Here is a 23,739-nt window from a genome sequence, read left to right on the forward strand (position 1 = left end):
ACTCTCTCGAGCGGACGCAAGGCGGTGAGGTGGCCTGCGGCGAGTGCCGCGGTGCTGTGGTGCTGCAAAGCCGGTGTTCAATTGTGGAGTGTTCAGTTGTGGGCTTGCTGAGGCTCAGGCGTCGCTCGTCCGCGTGCCGCGGACGTACGCCTTCACCGTCCCGAAGCGCTCGCTCCGGGAGTTCGCGGTCCGTCGGATGAGGTACGGTCCGACGGCGGCCGGGACGATGAACGTCTCGGCGTAGTGCACGACGTAGGGCGCGAACGCCCCGGTCGGGCTCACGATCTCGACCTCGTCGCCCTCGACCAGGTTGAGCACGTTGACCGTGCCCTCGGTGTCGTGGGCGGCCTCCTGCTCGAACCAGTGCCGGCGGACCTCGATGAACTCGAGCTCGTGCAGGCCGGTCCGCTCCTCGACGAGACCCGGCTCGCGCCGGAGCTCCTCGACCTGGCCGACCAGGTTCCGCTCCACCCATTCGGTGTCGCGTTCCCACTGGATGTTCTGCTCGCCGTGGTCGAGGTGCACCGGGCGCGGCACGCCGTCGAGTCCGACGCGGCCCCAGTCCCAGAGCTTGAACGTGAAGATGAACGGCGTCGCCGAGATCTCGAGGACCATCGAGTTCGCGCCCGAGCAGTGCACGGTGCCCGCCGGGATGGCGAAGTGGTCGTGCTTGCGCGCCGGGAACACGTTCACGTACTTCTCGGCGTCGAAGGGATGCTCCCCGTCGGTCGCCGCGCGAAGCGCCGCGAGCATCTCGTCGGCGTCGACACCCGACTTCAGGCCGAGGTAGACGACCGCGTCCTCGTCGGCGTCGAGCATGTAGTAGCTCTCGTCCTGCGTATACGCCATGCCGAACGTGTCGCGGATGTACTCCGTGAGCGGGTGCACCTGCAGCGAGAGGTTGCCGCCGCCCATGGTGTCGAGGAAGTCGAACCGGATCGGGAACTCGGCGCCGAAGCGGGCGAAGGTCCGCTCCCCGAGGAGCTCGCGGGGCCGGCTGAGGACGAGGTCCATCGCCGGGATCTCGACGATCCGCCCCGCCGCCTCGAGCAGCAGCGAGTTCTCCTCGGGCACGCAGTCGAAGCACCACGCGTAGTTCGCCATCGACGGGTCGAGGTCGAGCGTGCTCTTCATCCACTGTCCGCCCCACACGCCGGGGTCGAAGAACGGGACGACGCGGAACGGTGCCGTGGCCGCATCGGAGAGCGCCTGGCGGAAGTCGCCGCCGCGCACGGCGCCGGCCACGTCGAGCGCGGCGTTGCCGTCGACGAGCAGGTCGATCCGGTCGAAGAGGGTGCGCTTGTGCCGATCCGCGGTGCGCCACTCGACGAAGAAGCCGCGCTTGTACTTGCGGAGGATGTCCTCGTCGCCGTTGTCGGCGCGCCAGTTCGTTGCACCCGCACGCAGGCGCTGCTGGATCTCCCAGCGAGCGAGGTCGACCAGGACGAGCGCATCGGCGCGGCGTCCGGCGGCCAGATCGGCGCCCCACCCGACGATCACCGTCGGCCCGGTCCGCTCCTCGATCCGACGCTGCAGGGCGGCGAGGCGCTGCGCATCGTAGAACTCGTCGACCGTGAAGTGGCTCATGACGCCGAACACGCGGTCGTCGGTGAGGTTGCGCGCGATGAGGGCGTCGATCACGGCGCGGTCGGCCGCAGCCTCGTCCTCGACGTCGATGACGTCGGCCTCGGGCAGCACCTGCCGGATCCGGTCCGCGATCGCCGCGACGTCCGCGCCCGGGTACACGTCGACGGCGACGAGCGGATGCCCCGTCGCGGTCGTCGCCATGTCCATCGCGGCGCGCCAGGCCTCGTCGCCGACGAGCACCTCGCTGCCCTCGGGCAGGGACACGGTGGGCAGCTTCACGTAACTGCTCCGGTCGTCGAGCAGGTATTCCTCGAGCGGGATCTGGCGGGAGTCAACGGTCGTCATGGCCGTCCTTCGTCGTGCGGTCGGTGGTGCTGGTGCTGGCGGGGTCGAGATCGTGGGCGGCGAGCGCCGCGAGTCCTCGCAGGACCGAGGTGGCCGGGTCGTCGGGCGTGACGAACGTCGGGCGGAACGACGAGGACCAGAGATCGGCGTGAACCCGCTCGCGAAGTGCCGGCAGGATGACGTCGGCGGCGCGCATGACGCCGCCGGTCACGACGACCACCTCGGGGTCGAAGGCGTGGCACTGCGTCACGATGACGGCGGCCCAGGCACGGAGGTACCGGTCGAGGATCGCAGCGGACTCGGGCTCCCGACGGGTCTCGACGAGGTCGCGGATGCCGATGGTCCCCGTCTCGGCGAGGCGAGCGGCAAGCGCGGCGCCGAGTGCGAGGTCGCCGGCTGCGGCATCCGTCGCCAGTGCCCACGTGCTGGCGAGCGCCTCGGCGCAACCGAGGTTGCCGCAGGGGCAGCGGGGCCCGTCGAGGTCGACCGTCACGTGGCCGCCGAGGATCCCGGCGTGGCCGTGGCGTCCGCGGACGATGCGTCCGTCGAGGATCGCGGCCGTTCCGATGCCCGTGCCGAGGACGATGAGGACGGCGTCCTGCTCGCCTCGCGCGCTGCCGTCGGCGAGCTCGCCGATGAGGGCGGCGCGGGCGTCGTTCTCGACGACGGCGGGGCATCCGAATCGAGTGCGGGACCACGCCGAGAGATCGAGGTCGTGCAACTCGGCGTACTTGCCATGCGCCGCGATGAGGCGCGAGGCCTCGGGGTCGACGATGCCGGGGACGGCGATGCCGACCGCGTCGGCATGCTCGCCGTCGAGGAGCCGGTCGATACGGCCGCCGACCTCGTCGAGCCCGATCCCTCCGTCGACGGCGGTGAACTCGTCGGCCACGACGACGCGGCCGTGCTCGAACACGCCGAGCTTGACGGCGGTGCCGCCGAGGTCGATGGCCACGGTGCGCATGCGTCCTCCTGATCGTCGTGGTCGAGTTTGGTATCGTTACCATAACCGGCGGTCCGCAATCGCGCAAGTCCGATCGGGGAGGCCGGGCCGGGCGAGCCTCGGAGCAGCTCGGCGCGGCGCGTCAGCCGACGGCCGGCGCGAGGCGCACGGGCATCTCGACGAGTCGCGCGGGCCCACGATGGCGATCGCCGTTGCCGAGTCGTGACAGCAGCAGCTTGGCCGCCTCCCGCCCGAGCTCACGCGGGTCGTGGTCGACCACCGTGACCGGGACGGGCATGAGCCCGGCGAGTTCGAAGTCGTCAAAGCTGACGAGCTCCGGCAGGTCCGCAGCGTCGGCGCCCGCCCGGAGGCGCCGGCCGATCTCGTGCAGCGCGCCGATGCTGTTGCGGTTGTTCGCGCTGAAGATGGCCGTCGGCGGCTCGTCGAGGTCGAGCAGCCGCCGAGTCGCCTCACTGGCCGAGTCGGCGTCCTGCTGCTCGCGCAGCACGAGGGCCGGGTCGAGCGGAATGCCGCGCTCCTCCAGCGCGTGGAGGTAGCCCTCGTAGCGGCGGCCGCCCGTGAACGCGGAGCTGACGTTCCCGAGGTACCCGATGCGGGTGTGGCCCGCGTCGAGCAGCGCGAGCGTGCCGCGATACGCGCCGCCCACGTCGTCCAGGAGCACGGCGTCGACGTCGAGGCCATAGATCCGGCGCGAGGCGAGGACCAGCGGCACGTCGCCGAGGCGCTCGGGCCGCAGGTGATCGGACGGACCGCCGGACGGGACGAGTACGAGGCCCTCGACCTGACGGCCCAGGAAGTCCGCGACGAGCTGGCGCTCGCGAGCGGGGTCGCCGCCCGTGTTCCCCAGGATGATGCGACGTCCGGTCGCGGCGACGGCCTCCTCGACGCCGAGCGCGAAGTTGCCGTAGTACGGATTGCCGAGGTTCGTGATCGCGACCCCGATGAGCCCGCTCGTCTGCCCGGGCCGGAGGCTCCGGGCGTTCTCGTTCCGGCGGTAGCCGAGCTCGCGGACCGCCTCGAGCACGCGCTCCTGGATCTCGGGACGCACGTTGGCGCCGCCGGCGAGGGTTCGGGAGACCGTCATCGGGCTCACGCCCGCACGCAGCGCGACCTCCTTGATGGTCGGCTGCTTGCCGGGGTGGGCGACACCGACCATGGCCGGCCTCCTCTCGCGTCGTCGCCGGACTACGGTAACCCGTCGCGCGGTCTGGTGGCGCTCCGTGCGACGAAGGGGCTATGCAGGCGGATCCTCTCGCTGCTACGCTCCCGTGCTTGATAACGTTAACAGGAACGGGGCCTCACCGCATCCGTTCCGCGGTCCGGCGACGCTGCCGGAGGGGAGCACTCAGGTATGCCTCAGCGAATTCAATCCCGATCAACGCGCCTCGCGATCGCCTCGACGGTGAGCGCACTCGCCCTCGTCGGCGCATCCGTGCCGATGTCCGCGACCGCCGCCCAGACCTGCGCCGACATCTCGGCACAGGTCGACACGGAGCTGCGCGACCGATTCGGCACGTACGGCGACACCGCAGGTCGATGGACCGGGGCGGACTCGGCGTACAGCGTCGAGCTTCCGGATGGCCGGATCGCATGGATCTACTCGGACACGTTCCTCGGGGAGGTAGACGAGGACCACGGCCGCCCGCTCGACTCGATGTTCATCCACAACTCGATCAACGTCGACGACGATGGCGAGATCACGACCTTCACAGGCGGCACGCCCGAGGCGCCCGAGTCGCTCGTCAAGGTCCCCGGTGGCGACGAGGGCCAGGACTGGTACTGGTTCGGCGACGCGACCGTGCACGGCGACGAGCTGCAGGTCATGCTCGTCGAGTTCGTGAAGACGGGCGACACGATGTGGGACTTCAGGTTCGCCGGCAACGGCGTGGCGACGTTCGACGCCTCGACGCTCGAGCTGCGCTCGATCGACGAACTGGCGACGAACGGGGTCAACTGGGGTTCGGCGATCTACGAGAACCCGGACGACGGCTACACCTACGTGTACGGCGTCGAGGACCTCGGCCTGCAGAAGTTCGCCCACCTCGCTCGGGTGGCCGGCGGCGACCTCGCCGACGACACCTGGGAGTACCTCGGCGAAGCCGGATGGTCCACCGACCCGGCCGCAACGAAGCGCATCCTCGAGGGCGTGTCGAACGAGTTCAGCGTGAGCCGATACCAGGGCCGCTACACCCTCGTCACGGGCGACGCGACGGAGATCCTCAGCTCGAAGGTCGTCATGTACCGCAGCGACAGCCTCGAGGGACCGTTCACGGGCAAGACGGTCCTGTACACCACGCCCGAGACGAGCGGCAACGTCTTCACGTACAACGCGAAGGCGCACCCCGAGCTCGGAGACGGCCACACGCTGCTCGTCACGTACAACGTGAACAGCTTCGACACGAACGACCTCTACGTCGACGTCGACAACTACCGCCCGCGCTACGTCGCGGTCGACACGAAGGTGAAGAACGGCCAGTGCGTGAGCTGACGAGCCGCGAAACGACGGATGCCCCGTGCCGAGCGAATCGGCACGGGGCATCCGTGTGTTCAGGTGACGCGGGTCACCTCACGCAAGTGGCGCCCGAACGGGCGCGAGCACTTACTTGAGGGTGACGGTCGCACTCAGCGTGTGCTGCCCTCCTCGAGGGCGGCCACTACTTGAGGGTGACGGTCGCGCCGGCCTCCTCGAGGGCGGCCTTCGCCTTGTCGGCGGTCTCCTTGTTCGCGCCCTCGAGCACGGCCTTGGGAGCACCGTCGACGACGGCCTTGGCCTCGCCGAGGCCGAGCGAGGTGAGCTCGCGGACGACCTTGATGACCTGGATCTTCTTGTCGCCGGCAGCCTCGAGGACGACGTCGAAGGAGTCCTTCTCCTCGACCTCTTCAGCAGCAGCGCCAGCGCCACCGGCGGCCGGAGCGGCAACCGCGACGGGGGCGGCGGCGGTGACCTCGAAGGTCTCCTCGAACGCCTTCACGAACTCCGAGAGCTCGATGAGGGTCAGGCCCTTGAACTGCTCGAGCAGCTCCTCAGTGGACAGCTTCGCCATGATTTTCTCCTTTGGGTTTCTCGTTACTCACCGCTTGAGAGGCTCGCGCCTACGCAGCGGACTCCTGCTTCTCACGCAGCGCGTCGACCGTGCGGACGGCCTTCGACAGCGGTGCGTTGAACAGATATGCGGCTCCGAACAGCGAGGCCTTGAAGGCGCCGGCGAGCTTCGCCAGGAGCACTTCGCGGGACTCGAGGTCGGCGAGCTTGCCTACCTCTTCGGCGGTCAGGGGCTTGCCATCGAAGTAGCCGCCCTTGACCACGAGGAGGGGGTTCGCCTTGGTGAAGTCACGCAGCGACTTCGCGACGGCGACCGGGTCGCCGTGCACGAAGGCGATCGCCGACGGGCCCTTGAGCTCGTCGTCGAACGCCGTGATCCCGGCGTTGTTCGCCGCGATCTTGGTCAGCGTGTTCTTCACCACGGCGTAGCTCGCGTCCCCACTGATGGACTTGCGCAGCTCCTTGAGCTTCGCAACAGTGAGGCCGCGGTATTCGGTCAGCAGAACGGCGGTCGAGCTCTCGAACCTCTCGGTGAGCTCGGCAACCGCGGCTTCCTTGTTCGCCATGGCCACTCCTTGTGTCTTCAACGTGCATCGCGGTGGCGGTGCACGGCCTCGGAGCGCTGGAAGAATTCGGAGCGAAAGAAAAAAGCTCCGGCGCAGACGCGCGGAGCTCGGCCCGATTCGATCGGGAAGTCTTCGTCACACCTGCGTGGGCTCCTGCTTTCGCAAGACTTCGGTCGCATCCACTGCTGTGATCGACACAGTCGCGGGCGCGACGACCAACGGTCTTCGGCTCCGTCAAGGGTAGCGGATGCCGCGAGTCACGCCAAATCGCAGCGGTGCGGCACCGAATCGACGTGGTCGCCCGATCGGCCCCGCACTAATATGAGGATGCCTCAGTGCAGCCCCCGATGCGTCGTGCTCCATCCAGATCGAGACTATGGCCACTGCGGGCGACGTGCCCCGAGCCCCGGAGCATCCCGTCGGCGCCCGTGATCAATCGAAGGATCCGATCATGAACACTGACAGCGCCACCGGACGGGTTCCCGAGGGCCCGACCGGCCGGCAGATCATCACGTTCGCCCCGGTGGACGACGCGACCGCGACCCGTGAGCTGCGCGACGTCGCGGGCTTCGACATCGGGACGCCGCGGGGGCTCGACGACCCCGCCGCGGTGGCGACGAACGACGTCTACCTCGACAAGCTCGGCATCGCCATCGTCGACTCCGCGCCCGAGCAGCTCGGCGCGCTCTCGCGCGCGTTGGGCGACTCGGCCAGCCCGATCATCGCCGTCGAGCCCGAGGTCTACGTGTACCCGTTCGACACGATCGACGCCATGGACGCGCCACCCACCCCGATGGCGGACGACGCGGACACCGATTCCGACGACGACGAGGTCGACGCTGCGGAGACCTACGTGGACACCGACACGTACGCGTGGGGCCTCAAGGCGGTGCGCGCCGTGCCGCCGATCCTCGCCACGGCGCCCTGGGCGGGCGCCGGCATCCGGATCGCGGTGCTCGACACGGGCATCGACCTGGGCCACCCCGACTTCGCAGGGCGCGTGCTCGCGAGCCAGTCCTTCATTCCGGGCGCCGCGGTGCAGGACGGCCACTCGCACGGCACGCACTGCGCGGGAACGGCCGCGGGGCCGAAGAGCCCTCCGGGCACGCAGCGCCGCTACGGCGTCGCGCACGGCTCGCGTCTGCTCATCGGCAAGGTGCTGAGCGACCAGGGCAGCGGCACGAGCGGCCAGATCCTGGCGGGCATCCAGTGGGCCGTCGAGCAGGGCGCGCACGTCATCTCGATGTCGCTGGGCTCGCGCGTCGCCGTCGGCCAGACGTACTACACGTACTACGAGCAGGCGGCGACCGCCGCGCTGAACGCCGGGGCGCTGATCGTCGCCGCCGCGGGCAACGACGGGTGGAGCCCCGTGGGCGCACCCGCCAACAGCCCGTCGGTGCTCGCGGTCGCAGCCCTCGACCAGGCGCTGCAGCGTGCGCCGTTCTCGTGCGTCGCCCTCAACGGCAACGGCGGCGAGATCGACATCGCGGCGCCGGGCGTGGCGACGTACTCGTCCATCCCGGTCGCCAAGGGCTCGTACGGGTTCAAGAGCGGCACGAGCATGGCCACGCCGCACGTCGCGGGTGTCGCCGCGACGCTGGCTCGCAAGACCGGCCTGCGCAGCCGGGCGCTCTGGCAGGAGCTCGTGCGCACGGCCGTGCCGCTCCCCCAGTCCGCCCAGGAGGTGGGCGCGGGGCTCGCGGTCGTCCCGACGCGGCGCCGTCCGGTCTGGGACTACCAGCCGATGCCGTGGCGACCCGGCCCGATCATCGACCCCGGCCCGCTCGAGCCGCGACCGCTCCCCTCGGCGCGACGATGACCGGATCGGATGCCGCGGGCGACCGGGTGCACGTGACCGTGCAGGGTCGGGGGGTCGACGACGTGCTCCCCGACCTGCTCGACGCGGGACTCGAAGTCGACGAGGCGCTCGGCGGGCTCGGCATCGTGACCGGGCGCGCGGCGCCCGACGCGGTCGAGCGGCTCCGCGGCATCCCCGGGGTCACGGTCGAGCCCGAGAGCGGCGTGCAGCTGCCGCCGCCGGATGCCCCGGTGCAGTAGCAACGGCGAGCGGATGCCGCGGCGCGACGTCGCGGCATCCGCCATCGGGAGCCGGGCCCAGCTGACGGGCCCGGCTCCTCGCCTCGTGTGCGGAGACGCAATGCACGGGAACAGTTGACCGCGGTCATTGGTTGACAGAAAGCAACGATTTCTTTATAGTTGACATCTATCAACATTCTTGGAGCAGAACCAGACGTGACCGCAACCACCGAAACCCCCTCGCTCGAGGCCGAGCGCTCGCACCGTGAGGTGCTGACCGCGCTGTCGGGCCTCATCATGGGCATGTTCGTCGCCGTGCTCTCGGGCACGGTCGTCTCGACGTCGATGCCGATCATCATCGCCGACCTCGGCGGCGACCAGTCCGCCTACACCTGGGTCATCACCGCGAGCCTGCTCGCGACCGCCGTGTCCACCCCGATCTGGGGCAAGCTCGCGGACCTCCTCGACCGCAAGGTGCTGCTGCAGCTCGCACTCGGCCTGTTCGTGGTCGGCACCGCGATCGCCGGCTTCGCGCAGGACACGGGCATGCTCATCGGCGTGCGCGTCATCCAGGGCATCGGCGCCGGCGGCCTCATGTCGCTCGTCATGATCGCCGTGGCGCTCATCATCTCCCCCCGCGAGCGCGGCAAGTACATGGGCATCGTCGGCGGCGTCATGGCGATGGCCACCATCGGCGGCCCGCTGCTCGGCGGCGTCGTCACCGACGCGTTCGGCTGGCGCGCCAACTTCTTCCTCGGCATCCCCTTCGCGATCGTCGCGATCATCCTGATCCAGCGCACGCTGCACCTGCCGAAGAGCACCCGCACGAAGGTCAAGATCGACTACGTGGGCGCCGTGCTGCTCGCCGTGGGCGTCTCGCTCCTGCTCATCTGGGTCTCGATGGGCGGCAACCAGTTCGAGTGGAACTCCATGACGAGCTTCGTCATGATCGGCATCTCCGCCGCCGCCATCATCGGCTTCGTCATCACGGAGTTCCTCGTCGAGGAGCCCATCGTTCCGATGAGCCTGTTCCGGAACCGCACGTTCACGCTCGCCGTGATCGCCTCCATCTCGGTCGGCGTCGCGATGTTCGCGACCAGCGTGTTCCTCGCGCAGTACTTCCAGCTCGCCCGGGGTGCGACCCCGACGGAGTCCGGCCTCATGACCATCCCGATGGTCGTCGGCCAGATGGGCGCCTCGATCGGCATCGGCGCGCTCGTGAGCCGGTTCGGCAAGTGGAAGGGCTGGATGCTGCTCGGCTCCGCGCTCATCGTCGCGGGCGTCAGCCTGATGTCGACGCTCCGCTACGACACCGACTTCCTCTGGGTCTCGGTCTACATGGTCGTGCTCGGCGCCGGCCTCGGCATGGTGATGCAGAACCTCACGCTCGTCGTGCAGAACGACACCCCGGTGTCGCAGCTCGGCGCGGCCAGCTCGAACGTGAACTTCTTCCGCTCGATCGCCGGCACCATCGGCGTGACGATCATGGGCTCGGTGCTGGCCACCCAGGTGACCTCGCACGTGAAGGACGGCCTCGCGTCGTTCACGCCGACCTCGCCCGAGGAGGTCTCGGCCCTGCAGGGCCTCGCCGGCGGCGGCGTGCCGCACGTCTCCGAGCTGCCCGACGCGATCCGCGTGATCGTCGAGAGCGCCTACGGCCACGGCATCGCCGACGTGTTCATCATCGCGATCCCGCTCGCGGTGCTGAGCCTCATCGCGATCGCCTTCCTCCCCAACAAGGCGCTCTCGCGGCAGACCCACGCCGAGAAGCTCGAGGAGGAGGCCGAGCAGGTCGCCATCGACCTCGCCGAGGCCGAGATCGCCGCCCCGGTGTCGTCGTCGGTCGGGCTCGTCGAGGGTACCGACGGCGAGGCGTCGGACGAGCGCGAGCCGGTCGACCGCGAGCGCGGCCGCGCCGCGTCGGGGAGCGCTCGATAGCATGATCACCATGACCGCCGAGCCCGCCGTCGACGAGGCCATCGCGCGCGTCGAGGAGCAGCTCGGCGTCGTGTTCAACCGGGCCCGGCTCGTGTGGAAGCAGGCGGCGGAGCAGATCCACCCCGACCTGCAGCCCGCCGGCTACAAGGTGCTCTCGACGATCACCCGGCTCGGGTCGACCACCGCGCACGTGCTCGCGACCGAGCTCGACATGGACAAGAGCGTCGTGAGCCGGCAGGTGCGGGTGCTCGAGGACGTGGGGCTCGTCGAGAGCCTGCCCGACGAGCGCGACGGTCGCATCCGGGTGCTCCGGCCGACGGCGACCGCGGTCGAGCGCATCTCGGCGGTGCGGGCGAGCAACCAGGCCCGCGTCCGCGCGGCGCTCGAGAACCGCTCCGTCGAGGAGCTGGGCACCTTCGCCGAGATGCTGCGGGTGCTCGCCGAGGCCTAGTCGTCCCCGACTCGCGAAGGGCCGGTCCCCCATCGGGACCGGTCCTTCGCCGTGCCCGGCGTCGGTGGCCGGTGCGAGACTCGCGACATGGAAGTCATCCACGTGAATCCACCGACGCTGCACACGAGCCCGGCGTTCAGCCAGGGCGTGCTGGTGCGCGGCGACCACGACCTCCTCCAGGTCGGCGGCCAGAACGGCACGGATGCCTCGGGCGCGATCGTTCCCGGCGGCATCGGGCCGCAGACCGAGCAGGCGATGCGCAACGTGCTCGCCGTGCTCGAGGCCGTCGGCGCCGACCAGGCCAACGTCATCCGCATGTCGATCCTCCTCGTCGAGGGCCAGTCGTTCGAGGAGGGGTTCGCCGCCGCGATGCCCGTCTGGGGGCCGCACGTCACCGCGATCACGGGCGCGCACGTCGCCGGCCTCGGGCGCGCAGACGCGCTGGTCGAGATCGAGGCGACGGCCGCGATCCCCCGCGGTTAACGCGCGCGCTCGACCGACGGCGACGACGCCGAGGCGTGCGCCGAGCCGCGCTCGGTCGTCGCCGGCAGCCGAACCGTGAAGCGCGTCGCGCCCGGCTCGCTCTCCACCGAGACCTCGCCCTGGTGCGCCTCGACGACGGCGCGCACGATCGCGAGCCCGAGGCCCGTGCTGCCCGCACGACGCGAGCGAGACGAGTCGCCACGCGCGAAGCGCTCGAACAGCGTTTCGGCGAGCTGGGGCGGGATGCCGGGTCCGTCGTCCTCGACCGTCAGTACGACCTCGTCGCCCTCTCGCTCCAGCGCGGCCACGACGCTCGTGCCCTCGGGCGTGTGCACGCGCGCGTTGGCGAGCAGGTTCATCACGACCTGGCGCAGGCGGGGCTCGTCGCCGACGACGGTGGTCGGGGCATCCGGCAGCCGCACCTCCCAGTCGTGGTCGGGCCCGGCCGCCTGGGCGTCGCCGAGCGCCTCGACGACGACGCGACCGAGGTCGACGGGAACTGACGCGAGCTCGCGGCCCTCGTCGAGGCGTGCCAGCAGGAGCAGGTCCTCGACGAGCTCGGTCATGCGCACGGACTCCGACTCGATGCGCCCGATCGCGTGCACCACGTCGGGCGGCAACTCGCCGCCATGGAGGCGCGTGAGCTCGGCGTAGCCGCGGATCGACGCGAGCGGGGTGCGCAGCTCGTGGCTCGCGTCGGCGACGAACCGGCGCACCTTCTGCTCGCTCTGCTCGCGCGCCGTGAGCGCGGAGGCCACGTGGCCGAGCATGCGGTTGAACGCGGTGCCGAGGCGTCCGACCTCGGTGCCGTCGTCGTCGACCGGGACCCGCTCGGCGAGCGCGACGTCGCCGCGGTCGAGCGGCAGCTCCGAGACGCGCTGCGCCGTCGCGGTCACCTCGGAGAGCGGGCTGAGCGCGCGGCGCACGACGACGGAGCCGATCGCGAGCGCGAGCACGAGGCCGCCCGCGGCGACGATCGCGACCGTGATCGCGAGCTGCGTGGTCTGCGCGTTCACGTCGGTCAACGGGAGCGCGAGGACGCTGCGCACCTCCGGCTGCGTCTGGACGGCGAGGGCTCGGTAGTCGCCGAGGTCGCCGGCGGTGACCGTGTGCGGGTCGCCGTCGGGCGGCACGGCCGCGAGGGCGGAGGTCGCCTGGGTGCCGGCATCGATGAGCTCGCCGCTCTCCGAGATGTACACGCCCGCAACGCTCTCGCCCGCCACGAGCACCCCCAGCGTGCCCACCGGCTGCCCCGGGACACGGAGGAACTCGAGCACCGTCGAACGCGGGTCCGTCGGGAATCCCGGGGGTGCGGCATCCGTGGCCCGCGACGCGGTCTCCCGCAGGCTCGCGTCGAGGCGTCCCACCGACGTGGTGTGGAACACGGCGACGCTGATGACTCCGATGACCGCGCTCACGGCGATGAGCAGCACCGCGACGATGGCGAGGAGCCGCCGGTGCAGGGTCCACGGCCGCCGGCGGCGGCGCGCGGCATCCGTCGTCGTGCCCGTCTCGTCGGCCTGAGCCTCCGCACGCGACACGGCGGCGTAGCCGGGGTCGCCCGGGTGGGTCATCCCGCCGCCTTCAGCATGTAGCCGGCGCCGCGCACGGTGTGGATCATGGGCTCGCGGCCCGCGTCGATCTTCTTGCGCAGGTAGGAGATGTAGAGCTCGACGACCGATTCCTTGCCGCCGAAGTCGTAGCTCCAGACGCGGTCGAGGATCTGCGCCTTCGAGAGCACGCGGCGCGGATTGCGCATGAGGAAGCGGAGCAGCTCGAACTCGGTGGCGGTGAGCTCGATGGGCGTGCCGCCGCGGGCGACCTCGTAGGAGTCCTCGTCGAGCGTGAGGTCGCCGACGACGAGCACCGGGTCCTTCGCCTGCGCGAGCGTCAGCGTCGAGCGGCGGATGAGCCCGCGCAGCCGGGCGACGACCTCCTCGAGGCTGAACGGCTTGGTGACGTAGTCGTCGCCGCCCGCCGTGAGGCCGGCGATGCGGTCGTCGAGCGAGTCCTTGGCGGTGAGGAAGAGCACGGGCGTCTCGGTGCCGTCGGAGCGCACGCGCTGCAGCACCTCGAGGCCGTCGATGTCGGGGAGCATGATGTCGAGCACGATCGCGTCGGGCCGGAACTCGCGCGCGACCTTCACCGCGCTGAAGCCGTCGGCGGCCGTGCGCACGTCCCAGCCCTCGTAGCGCAGGGCCATCTTCAGCAGCTCGGTCAGCGAGTGCTCGTCGTCCACGACGAGGACGCGCACCATGGAGCCGTCGCCCTTCGTGATCTGCGGGGCGCGGTGGGTCGTGGGGGTGCTCATGACTCCAGTATCCGCGCCGGCCTATGCGTTCCCTATGAGGTGCATGTGCGGATGCCGCGGCATCCCTCGGGGGTGACCCATAGCGACCCCAGTGGCACGTCATAGCCCGACCAAAGCCTCCGTCCATAACGTCGCGATCGGCGCCCCGTCCGGTGCGCATCCCACGACCCCGAGGATCCCCATGTTCTTCACCTACCTCCGACGCGAACTCGCGGGGCGCCGCAGGCAGACCGCGATCATCGCCATCGGGATGGCGCTCGCGATCGCCCTCGTCATGATCGTGAACGCCGTCTCGACGGGCGTGAAAGACGCCCAGGCCGCGGTGCTCGAGTCCGTCTACGGCGTCGGCACCGACCTCACCGTCTCGCAGGAGCCCACCCCGCCCGCCGAGGGCGAGGCCGGGCAGGGCCCCGGCCGGTTCGAGTTCGGCGCCGACGACGGCACGACCGAGGGCGACTCCACCGAGCTCAGCCAGTCGCGGCTCACGGCGGGCTTCGGCTCGACGACCTTCGACGCCTCGGCGCTCGACACGGTGACCGACGTCGACGGCGTCGCCGCGGCATCCGCTGCGCTGTCGCTGACCAACATGACCTTCTCGGGCGAACTGCCGCCGCGCATGCAGGCGTCGGGCCCGTCGACCGACGGCTCAGCACCCACCGAGGACCAGACGCAGCAGGCGCCGACCGGCGGCTTCGACGGCGCGGGCGGCAGCGCCTTCGACGTCGACAGCTTCACCGTGCTCGGGCTCGACCCATCGGCCGCCGCCGTCGGACCGCTCTCGGCGGTGGAGCTCGCCGACGGGCGCGGACTCGAGGCATCCGACTCGGGCCAGGCCGTGGCCGTGCTCGACGCGAACTACGCCACGAGCGCCGAGCTCGCGGTCGGCGACACCATCGACGTCGGCGGGACCGCCTTCGAGATCGTCGGCACGGTGACCTCGACGTCGGCGGATGCCGCGACGGCCTCGAACGTGTACATCCCGCTCGACCTGGCGCAGGAGCTCTCGGGGCTCGCCGACCAGGTCAGCGACATCTACGTGCAGGCCGAGTCGGCCGATCGGATCGCGGCCGTGCAGGCCGACCTCGAGGAGGCATTGCCGGATGCCACGGTGTCGACGCAGTCCGACCTCGCCGCGTCGGTCTCGGGGTCGCTCTCGACGGCGTCGAGCCTCATCGCGAACCTCGGACTGTGGCTGTCGATCGCGGTGCTCGCGGCGGCGTTCCTCATCGCGATCCTGTTCACCATCCAGGGCGTCACGCGCCGCACCCGCGAGTTCGGCACGCTGAAGGCGATCGGCTGGTCGAACCGGCGCATCACCGGCCAAGTCGCGGGCGAGTCGCTCGTGCAGGGCCTCATCGGCGGCGCCGCGGGCCTCGCGCTCGGGCTCGTCGGCATCTGGATCGTCAACCTCGTCTCGCCCACGCTCGCGGGCAGCACCGGATCGACCCTGCCCGACGGCGTCGCCGCGGGCGGACCCGGAGGTGCCGGCGGCGGTCCGTTCGGCGCCATCGCGCAGGAGGCGTCGAGCTCGGCCGAGGTGGTGCTCAACGCGCCGGTCACGGTCAGCGTGATCGCCATCGCCATCGGGCTCGCGGTGCTCGGCGGCCTGCTCGCCGGCGCCATCGGCGGCTGGCGTGCCGCGCGACTCCGCCCTGCCGAGGCGCTGCGGAGCGTCGCATGACGCCCGCGGCATACGACGCGCCGGCAGCCGGCACGCGCTGCACCGCGGCATCCGAACCGCATCGACCCGCGGCCTCGCGCACGCGACCGAACGACTGAGAAGGACGACCATGTACACGCTCGAGAACGTCTCGAAGACCTACGCGCAGTCGAAGCGCACCGTGACCGCACTGCAGGACGTGACCCTCACGATCCCGTCAGGGCAGCTCGTCGCGATCCAGGGCCCGACCGGCGGCGGCAAGTCGACGCTCCTGCAGATGCTCGGCGCGCTCGACCGCCCGTCGGCCGGCCGCATCAGCCTCGGCGACGCGGAGCTCTCGCACCTGCCCGACGGCAAGCTCGGCCGCATCCGCGCCCGGGAGATCGGCTTCGTGTTCCAGGGGTTCAACCTCATCCCCACGCTCACCGCGCAGGAGAACGTCGAGACGGCCCTCGAACCGCTCGCCGTGAGCGCAGAGGAGCGTCGCCGCCGCGCGGTCGAGGCCCTCGCCTCGGTCGGGCTGGCCGACCGCGCCGGGCACACGCCCGGCGAGCTCTCGGGCGGCCAGCAGCAGCGCGTCGCGATCGCGCGGGCGCTCGTGAAGGAGCCCGACGTGCTGCTGGCCGACGAGCCCACAGGCAACCTCGACGAGCAGACCCGCGACGAGATCATGGACCTCCTCCAGGGCCTGTGGCGGGATCGCGGCCTCACGCTCGTGATCGTGACGCACGACTCCGCCGTCGCGAAGCGCGCCGAGCGGCGACTGCACATCAAGAACGGCACCGTGACCGAGAAGGGGTGACCCGGTCACGAGTGCGAGCGGATGCCGCGGCGGAGCCCTCCCGCCGCGGCATCCGCCTGCGCGCACCGCGTCCGTCTTCTCGCGTCGCGCGCGTCGGCTCGCTCAGCCGATGCGGTAGAACCGCCAGAACGGGTTCTCGATCGGCAGCACGTCGACCCGGCCGAAGCCGGCCGCCGCCGCCCAGCGGCGCACGGTCGGCGCGCGCAGCACGGTGCCGTTCGCGACGGCGTCGGACTCGGCGGTCGTCGCGGGCAGGCAGTGCAGCACGCTCATCGCGTAGAGCATGCGCTCGATCGGGTCGGCGTCGGCGTGGAACTCGTCGGCGACCCGCTCGTCCGCCACGAGGATCGCCCCGCCCGAGCGGAGCTGCGACCGGAACGCGGCGAGCGCGTCCACGGGCCGGCCCATGTCGTGCAGTGCCTCGAAGACCGTGACGAGGTCGAAGCCGGATGCCGCGGCATCCGTCTCGCGGGACTCGACCGGACCCGCCGTGAACGCCCTGATCGCCGCGGCGGCGTCGCGGACGGCGGTCGCGTCGCCCGCGTCACCCACGAGGAACGCGACCCGGTCGGCGACCCCGGCCGCCGCGGCGTGCTCGCGCGCCTCGTCGATCGAGGCGGCGTCGAGGTCGAGGCCGATGACACGTGCCGCCGGGAACGCCGTCGCGATGGCGATCGTCGACCAGCCCGTGCCGCAGCCGGCGTCGAGCACCAGGCCTCCGGCGTCGAGCACGGCGGCGCGGTCGGGCAGCGTCTCCACCCAGGCCCGCATCTCATGCGTGAATCCGGGGCGGTTCAGCGCGCCGAGGCCCTGTCGGAGCTCGGCGCCGTACTCCTCGAAGGCGACGCCACGGCCCTGCCGGAAGTCGGCGACGACCTCGGGGAAGGCGAGCGCGACGCCGGCGAGCAGTCCCGCGACGGGCGCGGCGTGCGCCGGATGCGTCTCGTCGACGAGCACGGGCGCGTGGAGCGGGGGCAGCGAGAAGCGGCGCTCGTCGCGCCCCGCCGAGGCGTCGTCGACGCCGAGGATGCCGGCGGCGGCCTGCTGCTCGAGCCACTCCCGGGCGTAGCGCGGCGCGACGCCGGTCGTGCGCGCGAGGCGGTCGGCGGTCATCGGTCCGCGCTCGCGCAGGGTGCGGTAGAGCCCGAAGCGGCGACCGAGCTCAACGGTGAGGAGCGTCGTCGCCGAGGCGAGCATGCCGACGAGCTGCTCGGCGAACGCGCCGACGAGGGCGGCCTCCTGCTCCTCGGGCGAGGGGGCGACCGCGAGGCCGTCGACCTCGTCGACGTGACCGGCGACCTCGTCGATGACGAGGGAGGTGACACTCGCGTCCGCGCCGACTCCTGAAAACTCCGCGGCGACTCCTGAAAACTCCGCGGCGACTCCTGAAAACAAGGACACTGTGTGCTCCAGTGTGTGCCCGTCCTTGTTTTCAGGAGTCGACGGACGGGCGCCCGCGTCCTCGGCGAGCAGATGGGGGTTGAAGGTTTCGGACATCGTGTGGCTTCCTTGCATCGTCTTGCCGCCGCACGGGTGTGCGGCACGGGACGCCAGTCAACGCTGATGCGGCGAGCGGGGAATCGCCGGATCCGGCCAACCTCGCGTGGCCGGAACCGGCCAGCCCGCGGCATCCGCCGGTGTGCGGGTCGCGCTCAGATGAGCTCGTTGCGCAGCGCCCACGCGGCCGCGGCCGTGCGCGACGGCACGCCGAGCTTCGTGCGGATGTTGGCGATGTGCCGGTGCACGGTGTGGGTCGACAGCACGAGCTCGGTCGCGATCTCGGCGTCGGTCTGCCCGCGCGCGACGAGCCGCAGCACCTCGCGCTCGCGATCGGTGAGGCGAGCCGCACCGGGGCTGGAGCGGGCAGGTGCGGCCTCGACGGGCGCGCCGAGGAAGGCGAGCGTCTCGCGCACGACGGCGTCGGCGTCGCCCCGCCAGGGGAAGTGGTCGTCGCCCTCGAGCGCGACGAAGCGGGCGTTGCGGATGCGGCGGGCGACGTCCTTGCCGAGCGCGAACGGGATCGCGCGGTCGTCCCGCCGGTGCAGCACGAGCGTCGGCGCGAGCACATCGCCCAGGTGCCCCGTGGCATCGAACTCGTACACCGCCTGCAGCGACGCGAGCGCCACCTCGCGGGAGGCCGAGCGACGCTGGAACTCGACGAACTCGGCGCGTTCCTCGGCGGTCGCGTCGGGCAGGAACAGGTCGGCGAGCACGCGGGACCCGAGGCCCCAGTGCTGGTCGATGATCGAGAGCATGGCCTCGCGCGCGGCGGGCGGGGCGAGGTCGACGCCGCGGGCGTACGAGCCGTAGAGCACGAGCCGGTCGACGCGCCCGGGATGCCGCGCCGCATAGAGGGACGCCACGCCCGAGCCCGAGGAGGCGCCGAACAGCGAGATCCGTCCGGGGGCGGCCTCGTCGATGAGCGCTTCGAGCGTGTCGAGCTCCTCCTCGAGCGAGCGTGCCGGCATGCCCCCGCGGTCGGAGACGCCGGCTCCGGGCCGGTCGTACCGGACGACGGTGCGATGCTCCCCGAGCGCAGCCGTGAACCGGCGGAACCTCGCGTTGCGCCAGTCGAGCTCGAGGTGGCTCGACCACCATCCTCCGATGACGAGGGGCGGCCCCTGCCCGACGGCCGCCCACGCGATGGACGCGCCGCCGTGCTCCGCGTAGCGGATGACCTGGTCCTCGTGCTCCACGCCCCGAGTCTAGGAGGCGAGGGAAGCTCGGCGCCTACACCAGCCGCGCGAGGCGCGCCACGTCCGCGAACGCCCGCGCCCGCTCGACCTCGACGCCGAGGGGCGCCCCGGCGTGCGCGTCGACGCGTCGGGGTGCCTGCTGCAGGCCCTCGAGCACGTGCGGCAGTTCGTGGCGGTGCTCGTCGAGCAGGGCGCGAGCGCCCGCGAGCTCGGGCTCACCGTGGTCGCCGAGCAGGATCGGCACGTACTCACCGGGGAGCAGCAGCTCCTCGCGGTCGGTCGCGGGTCCCGGCACGACGCGGAGCACGCCGGCGGCGACCTGTTCGGCGAGCCACGCGCGGGCGTCGGCCTCCGGCACGCCCGCCAGTTCCGCGAACGTCGCGGCATCCACTGGTCCGGCCTCGAACAGCACGCGGTAGTAGCCGCGCTTCCTCCCGAACGCGATCGAGGCGCGCGCGACGCGCGCGATGTCGGTCGAGGCGACCGTGGCGGTGGCGACGGTGGCGATGGTGGCGGTGGTGGCCGTGCTGGACATGAGGACTCCAAGGTGGTTCGGGCCGGCCGGCGGGCCGACACCTCGATTCCACGCCCGCGGCCCCCGCCGGGGCATCGCGTGTTCGGGCCACACCGGCATGGCCGGTTCGGGCCATGCATGGCGCGTGCAGAGGCGGCGCACAGGCTGGCGACGTACGGTCGAATGGATGTCGAACCCGAACCCGAACCGCATCTTCCGCCGGCGGCGAGCCCTCGTCCTCGCCGCCGCGGCCACCACTGTCCTCCTCATGGGCGGTGGCGCCGTCGCGTGGGGCTACGCGGTCGGACAGGGTTCGAACTCGTCGGATGCGGCAGCCATCGCCGACACGACGAGCGGTGCGGCGTCCGACGCCGTCCGTGACGACACCTCCGAGAGCGCCTTCGACTGGTCGGCGCTCAGCCCGGCGGTCGCCGCCCAGCTCGAGTACGTGCACGAGCACTGGGACAGCACCGAGAGCGACGAGTTCGGCTACCTCTCCGAGAACGACTGCGTGAACTTCACGAGCCAATCGCTGCTCGCCCGCGGCTGGGTGCCCGACGACGAGTGGTGGTACGACGAGGAGGACGGCGATCCCTATTCGAGCTCCGACGCGTGGCGCAGCTCGACGGCGCTCATGTGGTACCTCGAGGACCACCCCGAGCTCGCCACCGCGCTCACCGACGACCAGCGCGACCAGGTGAAGGTCGGCGACGTCGTGCAGTTCGACTGGGACGACTCGGGCGACCGCGACCACACCGGCATCGTGACGGCCGTGATCACGGAGGCCGACGGCTCGATCTCGATCGAGTATGCGGGGCACACGGATGCCACGTGGGACCGTTCGGTGGACTGGGCCATCACCGAGTACCACCCCGGCGGCGTCGCCTACTACTGGAGCATCCCCGACTAGTCCCCCCACCGGTCGGCGCGACGGCGACGTCCCCCGAACACGCCCGATCCCGCCCTCCGGACGGGGGTCCCCGGGGGTACCGTTGTGGGGTGACCGACATCCCGTTCGCGCTGTTCGACCTCGAGTCGGTCGCACCCCGCGTGTCGGCGGCACTCCGATCCGAGCCGCACCCGCACGAACAGCGCATCGTCGCCGACGCGAGCGATCGGGTCGCCTGGCTGCGGGCGCGCTCGCAGGGCGTGACGGCGACGGATGCCGCGAAGCTCGCGTCGCGGGCCTCGGTGCGCGGCGCGGCGTACGAGAAGCTGCACGGCAATCCGCGCAGCTTCGGCGGCAGCCGGTTCACCGACCACGGTCGCACGCGCGAGCCCGTGATCGCGGACTGGGTGCGGCGGGTGCACGGCATCGAGCCGTCGTCGCTGCTGTTCCACGCGGCATCCGATCGACGGCACCTGGCGACGCCCGACGGACTGCGCGTCGCAGTCGACGGCACGCCCGAGCTGTGCGAGATCAAGACGACGTCGCGCGCGTGGCGCGGCATCCCCCGCGGCTACCTGCGCCAGGTGTGGTGGCAGCAGTACGTGCTCGGCGCCGAGCGCACGCTGGTGGTGTGGGAGCAGCACGAGGACTTCGTGCCGGTGCACCCCGAGCCGCGCTGCCGCTGGGTCGACCGCGACGACGACCAGATCGCCATCCTCGTGACCCTCGCGAACGAGCTGCTCGCCGCGCTGCGTCCCGACGAGGCGGCGAGGGCGGTCTACCGCCCGGGTGTGCTCGCGTGACGACGGTCCTCCTGCACGGACTCGGCAACGACCGCCGGCAGCCGCTGGGCCTGTTCGAGTCGGTCGTGGAGGAGACATCGGGTCCCGAGGAGCTCATCGTCGCGCCCGACGTGCGCGCCCACGGCGGGTTCCTCGCCGTCGGCGAACCAGCCGACTTCGGGATCGACCGGCTCGCGCGCGAGGTCTGCGAGCACGTGCCCGCGGCGCTGGCCGAGGCCGGACGCGGGCACCACGAGGCATCCGAGCCGGTGACGATCATCGGCATCTCGATGGGCGCCGCGATCGCGCTGCGCATCGTGCTCGACGACCTGCTGCCCGTGCGGCGCGTGGTCTTCGTGCGGCCGTCGTTCGACGACACCTCGCTGCCCGACAACCTGCGGGCGTTCCCCGTGATCGGCCAGATCCTCGCCGACGCGGGTCCAGCGGGCGCCGAGGAGTTCCGCGAGCGCGAGATCTTCCACGAGGTCGCGTCGGTGTCGCCCGCGGGCGGTCGGGCCCTGCTCGCCCAGTTCCAGGCTCCCGATGCCGCGCGCCGGGCGATGCGGCTCGTCGAGATCCCGCGCAACCGCGCGTTCGAGCACGACGACGACCTGCACGAGCTCTCGGCACGCGGCATCCGCTCACTCGTCATCGGCGCGGCGCGCGACCCGGTGCATCCGTTCCCCATCGCCGAGCGCTGGGCCGGCGGGCTGCGCTCGATGCTCGAGCTGCTGCCGCCGCGCGACGACGGCCAGGCCGAGCAGACCGCGGTGCTGCGCGAGCGGGTCGGGCGCTGGCTCGCGCGCGACTAACTGACCGGGCGGGCGTCCTCGAGCTCGGCGGCGCTTGTCGGCGGGGTGGGCTCGTCGGGCTCGTGCGGCCACGGCGTGCGGCTCAGCGCGATGATGCCCGCCCCCACGAGCAGGATGAACGCGGCGATCGCGATGACGTAGACGAGGACGCCGCCGTACCCGACGCCCGGCTCGACGTCGGGGTCCAGGAACGGGTACGGGTACCAGCCCACGATCGCGCCGCGGATCATCGTGTACCCGGCCCAGGCCAGCGGGAAGATCGCGATGGTCCAGAGGCGACGCCAGGCGACGCGGTGTCGCCCGGGCGCCAGCACCCAGTCGGCGACGAGGTAGAGCGGTGCCCACACGTGCAGGATCTCGTTCGACCACGGCACGGTGGTGGCCTGGTCGAGCGAGATCTCGCGCAGCAGCAGGTTGTAGACGACGAACGTCGTGGCCATGTAGGTGACCGCGCAGGCGCGGACGAGGTTGTACCAGTCGGGGTCGACCGCGCGCGTGAAGGCGTACCCGGCGCCGATGAGCAGCACGATGGCGGTGAGCGCGTTCGACAGGATCGTGAAGAAGCTGAAGAAGTTCACGACGAATGCCAGCCGGTCGGGCACCATCGACCAGCTCTGCACGAACTGCCCCACGATCGCGATGATGATCGCCGCGGCCGCGATGACCCGCAGCACCCCGAACAGCCGCCTCACGCCGAACCCCCGTCCTCGCCGCATCCGTCGCGCCGGTCGCACCCGCGGCACGCTGACTGCAGCATAGTGGTGCGTGGGGAGACCGGGACGGAGGACGACGCGATGGCCGAGACGATGCGGGCGCTCGTGATCGATCGCACCGGCGACGCCGACGAGCTGCACGTCGCCGACGTGCCGCGACCGCTGCGGGTGAGCGACGAGGTGCTGGTGCGGGTCGTGGCCGCGGGCGTGAACCCCATCGACGTGAAGACCCGCGCCGGCCGCGGCGTCTCGGCGGCGATCGGGTCGTATCCCGCGGTGCTGGGGAACGACTTCGCCGGGGTCGTCGAGGCGGTGCCGTACGCGGCGCACCCACTGCAGCCCGGAGACCGCGTGTACGGCATGGGGCGCGTGCCCCGCACCGGCGGCAGTTACGCCGAGTTCGTCACCGTCTCGTCGATGAGCCTCGCACCGAAGCCCGCATCGCTCGGGTTCGTCGAGGCCGCGGGCGTGCCGCTCGCCGCCCTCACGGCGTGGGGCGCCGTCATCGACGTGGCACGGGCGCACGACCGGCAGCGGATCCTGATCCACGCGGCCGCGGGCGGCGTCGGCCACTTCGCGGTGCAGTTCGCCGCCTACTTCGGGGCCGACGTCACGGCGACGTGCTCCGACCGCAACGTCGAGTTCGTGCGATCGCTCGGCGCCCGGCACGTCATCGACTACGGCGCCGAGCGGTTCGAGGACGTCGCCGGTGAGCACGACGTCGTGATCGACCTCATCGGCAACGTTGCGGCTGACACGGGGTCGCGCTCGCTCTCCGTGCTCCGTCCCGGCGGGCTGGTCGTGAACGTGCCGACCGGGTCGTGGCCGACGATGGCCGAGGAGGCGGCGGCGCGCGGCATCCGTGCGACCGGTTACTCGGTGTCGCCCGACGCGCGCACGCTCGCGGTGATCACGCGGCTCATCGACGACGGGTCGGTTCGCGTGCACGTGGACCGGGAGCTGCCGCTGGCCGACGGCGCGGAGGCGCACCGACTGCTCGAGGGCGGCCACGTGCGTGGGAAGGTCGTGCTGCGCGTGGCGGAGGACCCCGCGTAGGCCCGAATGCAGGAAGAACCGGCGGCCTAGCGGCGCGTCGCGTGCCGACACGCCGCGGACCCGACAGAAGTTCCTGCGTTAGTGAAGTCG

23 protein-coding genes are annotated in these 23,739 nt (G+C 71.6%); 12 read left to right on the top strand and 11 right to left on the bottom strand.

Annotated features, from left to right (window positions below; all coding sequences use genetic code 11):
* Nucleotides 1-114: 114 nt before the first annotated feature.
* The 3 genes from FYC51_RS04655 to FYC51_RS04665 all read right to left on the bottom strand — a co-directional run bounded on the left by FYC51_RS04655 (nucleotide 115) and on the right by FYC51_RS04665 (nucleotide 4,052).
* Nucleotides 115-1,932: a class I mannose-6-phosphate isomerase gene (locus FYC51_RS04655; protein WP_148732480.1), complete on the bottom strand. Its 1,818-nt coding sequence runs from the start codon at nucleotides 1,930-1,932 to the stop codon at nucleotides 115-117.
* On the bottom strand, nucleotides 1,919-2,896 hold the full coding sequence (locus FYC51_RS04660; protein ID WP_148732481.1) for an ROK family protein: 978 nt from the start codon (nucleotides 2,894-2,896) through the stop codon (nucleotides 1,919-1,921). Before FYC51_RS04660 ends, FYC51_RS04655 begins: the two co-directional genes overlap by 14 nt.
* A 121-nt stretch (nucleotides 2,897-3,017) precedes the next feature.
* Complete coding sequence (locus FYC51_RS04665) at nucleotides 3,018-4,052, bottom strand: LacI family DNA-binding transcriptional regulator (RefSeq protein ID WP_148732482.1); 1,035 nt, start codon at nucleotides 4,050-4,052, stop codon at nucleotides 3,018-3,020.
* Nucleotides 4,053-4,298: 246 nt separating this feature from the next.
* Here FYC51_RS04665 and FYC51_RS04670 point away from each other — a divergent pair, with 246 nt between their 5' ends.
* Nucleotides 4,299-5,384 carry a DUF4185 domain-containing protein gene (locus FYC51_RS04670; protein WP_187432494.1) on the top strand — a complete coding sequence of 362 codons (1,086 nt, stop codon included), beginning with the start codon at nucleotides 4,299-4,301 and terminating at the stop codon, nucleotides 5,382-5,384.
* Nucleotides 5,385-5,550: 166 nt separating this feature from the next.
* Here the strand turns inward: FYC51_RS04670 and rplL are convergent, their stop codons facing one another.
* Both rplL and rplJ read right to left on the bottom strand, forming a co-directional pair.
* Nucleotides 5,551-5,940, bottom strand: a complete 390-nt coding sequence (gene rplL / locus FYC51_RS04675) for a 50S ribosomal protein L7/L12 (protein ID WP_092672623.1) — start codon at nucleotides 5,938-5,940, stop codon at nucleotides 5,551-5,553.
* Between the two features lie 49 nt (nucleotides 5,941-5,989).
* Nucleotides 5,990-6,505: a 50S ribosomal protein L10 gene (gene rplJ, locus FYC51_RS04680; RefSeq protein WP_148734125.1), complete on the bottom strand. Its 516-nt coding sequence runs from the start codon at nucleotides 6,503-6,505 to the stop codon at nucleotides 5,990-5,992.
* 451 nt (nucleotides 6,506-6,956) lie between these two features.
* On the opposite strand from rplJ, the gene FYC51_RS04685 reads away from it, so the two are divergent.
* The 5 genes from FYC51_RS04685 to FYC51_RS04705 all read left to right on the top strand — a co-directional run bounded on the left by FYC51_RS04685 (nucleotide 6,957) and on the right by FYC51_RS04705 (nucleotide 11,414).
* Nucleotides 6,957-8,324 carry a S8 family serine peptidase gene (locus FYC51_RS04685; protein ID WP_148732484.1) on the top strand — a complete coding sequence of 456 codons (1,368 nt, stop codon included), beginning with the start codon at nucleotides 6,957-6,959 and terminating at the stop codon, nucleotides 8,322-8,324.
* Nucleotides 8,321-8,563, top strand: coding sequence for a hypothetical protein (locus FYC51_RS04690; RefSeq protein ID WP_148732485.1), 243 nt, complete (start codon nucleotides 8,321-8,323; stop codon nucleotides 8,561-8,563). The genes FYC51_RS04685 and FYC51_RS04690 overlap by 4 nt, the downstream gene beginning before the upstream one ends.
* Nucleotides 8,564-8,758: 195 nt before the next feature.
* Entirely contained in the window at nucleotides 8,759-10,480 is a 1,722-nt protein-coding gene (locus FYC51_RS04695) for an MFS transporter (protein ID WP_187432495.1), read from the top strand.
* A gap of 10 nt (nucleotides 10,481-10,490) precedes the next feature.
* Nucleotides 10,491-10,931 carry a MarR family winged helix-turn-helix transcriptional regulator gene (locus FYC51_RS04700; protein ID WP_187432496.1) on the top strand — a complete coding sequence of 147 codons (441 nt, stop codon included), beginning with the start codon at nucleotides 10,491-10,493 and terminating at the stop codon, nucleotides 10,929-10,931.
* Nucleotides 10,932-11,018: 87 nt separating this feature from the next.
* Nucleotides 11,019-11,414: a RidA family protein gene (locus FYC51_RS04705; RefSeq protein WP_148732487.1), complete on the top strand. Its 396-nt coding sequence runs from the start codon at nucleotides 11,019-11,021 to the stop codon at nucleotides 11,412-11,414.
* Here the strand turns inward: FYC51_RS04705 and FYC51_RS04710 are convergent.
* Together FYC51_RS04710 and FYC51_RS04715 are read right to left on the bottom strand one after the other, a co-directional pair.
* Nucleotides 11,411-12,988 (bottom strand): sensor histidine kinase, encoded by a 1,578-nt coding sequence (locus FYC51_RS04710; protein ID WP_148732488.1) that lies wholly within the window; start codon nucleotides 12,986-12,988, stop codon nucleotides 11,411-11,413. The genes FYC51_RS04705 and FYC51_RS04710 overlap by 4 nt on opposite strands.
* Entirely contained in the window at nucleotides 12,985-13,725 is a 741-nt protein-coding gene (locus FYC51_RS04715) for a response regulator transcription factor (protein WP_148732489.1), read from the bottom strand. The genes FYC51_RS04710 and FYC51_RS04715 overlap by 4 nt, the downstream gene beginning before the upstream one ends.
* Before the next feature lie 181 nt (nucleotides 13,726-13,906).
* Between FYC51_RS04715 and FYC51_RS04720 the strand changes: the two genes are divergently transcribed.
* The gene (locus FYC51_RS04720) at nucleotides 13,907-15,406 is read left to right on the top strand and encodes an ABC transporter permease (RefSeq protein WP_148732490.1); all 1,500 of its coding nucleotides are present in this window, start codon (nucleotides 13,907-13,909) and stop codon (nucleotides 15,404-15,406) included.
* 109 nt (nucleotides 15,407-15,515) lie between these two features.
* The gene (locus tag FYC51_RS04725) at nucleotides 15,516-16,187 is read left to right on the top strand and encodes an ABC transporter ATP-binding protein (protein WP_148732491.1); all 672 of its coding nucleotides are present in this window, start codon (nucleotides 15,516-15,518) and stop codon (nucleotides 16,185-16,187) included.
* A 102-nt stretch (nucleotides 16,188-16,289) separates the two neighbouring features.
* On the opposite strand, the gene FYC51_RS04730 is transcribed toward FYC51_RS04725, so the two are convergent.
* From FYC51_RS04730 to FYC51_RS19125, 3 genes are all read right to left on the bottom strand, one after another.
* Nucleotides 16,290-17,684: a class I SAM-dependent methyltransferase gene (locus FYC51_RS04730; RefSeq protein ID WP_148732492.1), complete on the bottom strand. Its 1,395-nt coding sequence runs from the start codon at nucleotides 17,682-17,684 to the stop codon at nucleotides 16,290-16,292.
* Between the two features lie 155 nt (nucleotides 17,685-17,839).
* Nucleotides 17,840-18,883, bottom strand: coding sequence for an alpha/beta fold hydrolase (locus FYC51_RS04735; protein ID WP_148732493.1), 1,044 nt, complete (start codon nucleotides 18,881-18,883; stop codon nucleotides 17,840-17,842).
* Between the two features lie 34 nt (nucleotides 18,884-18,917).
* Nucleotides 18,918-19,418: a hypothetical protein gene (locus tag FYC51_RS19125; RefSeq protein WP_187432497.1), complete on the bottom strand. Its 501-nt coding sequence runs from the start codon at nucleotides 19,416-19,418 to the stop codon at nucleotides 18,918-18,920.
* Between the two features lie 166 nt (nucleotides 19,419-19,584).
* Here FYC51_RS19125 and FYC51_RS19130 point away from each other — a divergent pair, with 166 nt between their 5' ends.
* The 3 genes from FYC51_RS19130 (at nucleotide 19,585) to FYC51_RS04750 (ending at nucleotide 21,880) form a co-directional block, all read left to right on the top strand.
* Nucleotides 19,585-20,307: an amidase domain-containing protein gene (locus tag FYC51_RS19130; protein ID WP_187432498.1), complete on the top strand. Its 723-nt coding sequence runs from the start codon at nucleotides 19,585-19,587 to the stop codon at nucleotides 20,305-20,307.
* A gap of 140 nt (nucleotides 20,308-20,447) precedes the next feature.
* Nucleotides 20,448-21,089 (top strand): YqaJ viral recombinase family protein, encoded by a 642-nt coding sequence (locus FYC51_RS04745; protein WP_148734127.1) that lies wholly within the window; start codon nucleotides 20,448-20,450, stop codon nucleotides 21,087-21,089.
* Nucleotides 21,086-21,880, top strand: a complete 795-nt coding sequence (locus tag FYC51_RS04750) for an alpha/beta fold hydrolase (RefSeq protein WP_148732494.1) — start codon at nucleotides 21,086-21,088, stop codon at nucleotides 21,878-21,880. Before FYC51_RS04745 ends, FYC51_RS04750 begins: the two co-directional genes overlap by 4 nt.
* Here FYC51_RS04750 and FYC51_RS04755 read toward each other — a convergent pair.
* Nucleotides 21,877-22,572: a Pr6Pr family membrane protein gene (locus FYC51_RS04755; RefSeq protein WP_222863201.1), complete on the bottom strand. Its 696-nt coding sequence runs from the start codon at nucleotides 22,570-22,572 to the stop codon at nucleotides 21,877-21,879. The genes FYC51_RS04750 and FYC51_RS04755 overlap by 4 nt on opposite strands.
* A 102-nt stretch (nucleotides 22,573-22,674) precedes the next feature.
* Between FYC51_RS04755 and FYC51_RS04760 the strand changes: the two genes are divergently transcribed.
* A complete protein-coding gene (locus FYC51_RS04760) occupies nucleotides 22,675-23,649 on the top strand; it encodes an NADP-dependent oxidoreductase (protein WP_148732495.1) in 975 nt (324 codons plus the stop codon).
* Nucleotides 23,650-23,739 lie beyond the last annotated feature (90 nt).

The organism is Agromyces mariniharenae (assembly GCF_008122505.1).
Classification (GTDB): Bacteria; Actinomycetota; Actinomycetes; order Actinomycetales; family Microbacteriaceae; genus Agromyces; species Agromyces mariniharenae.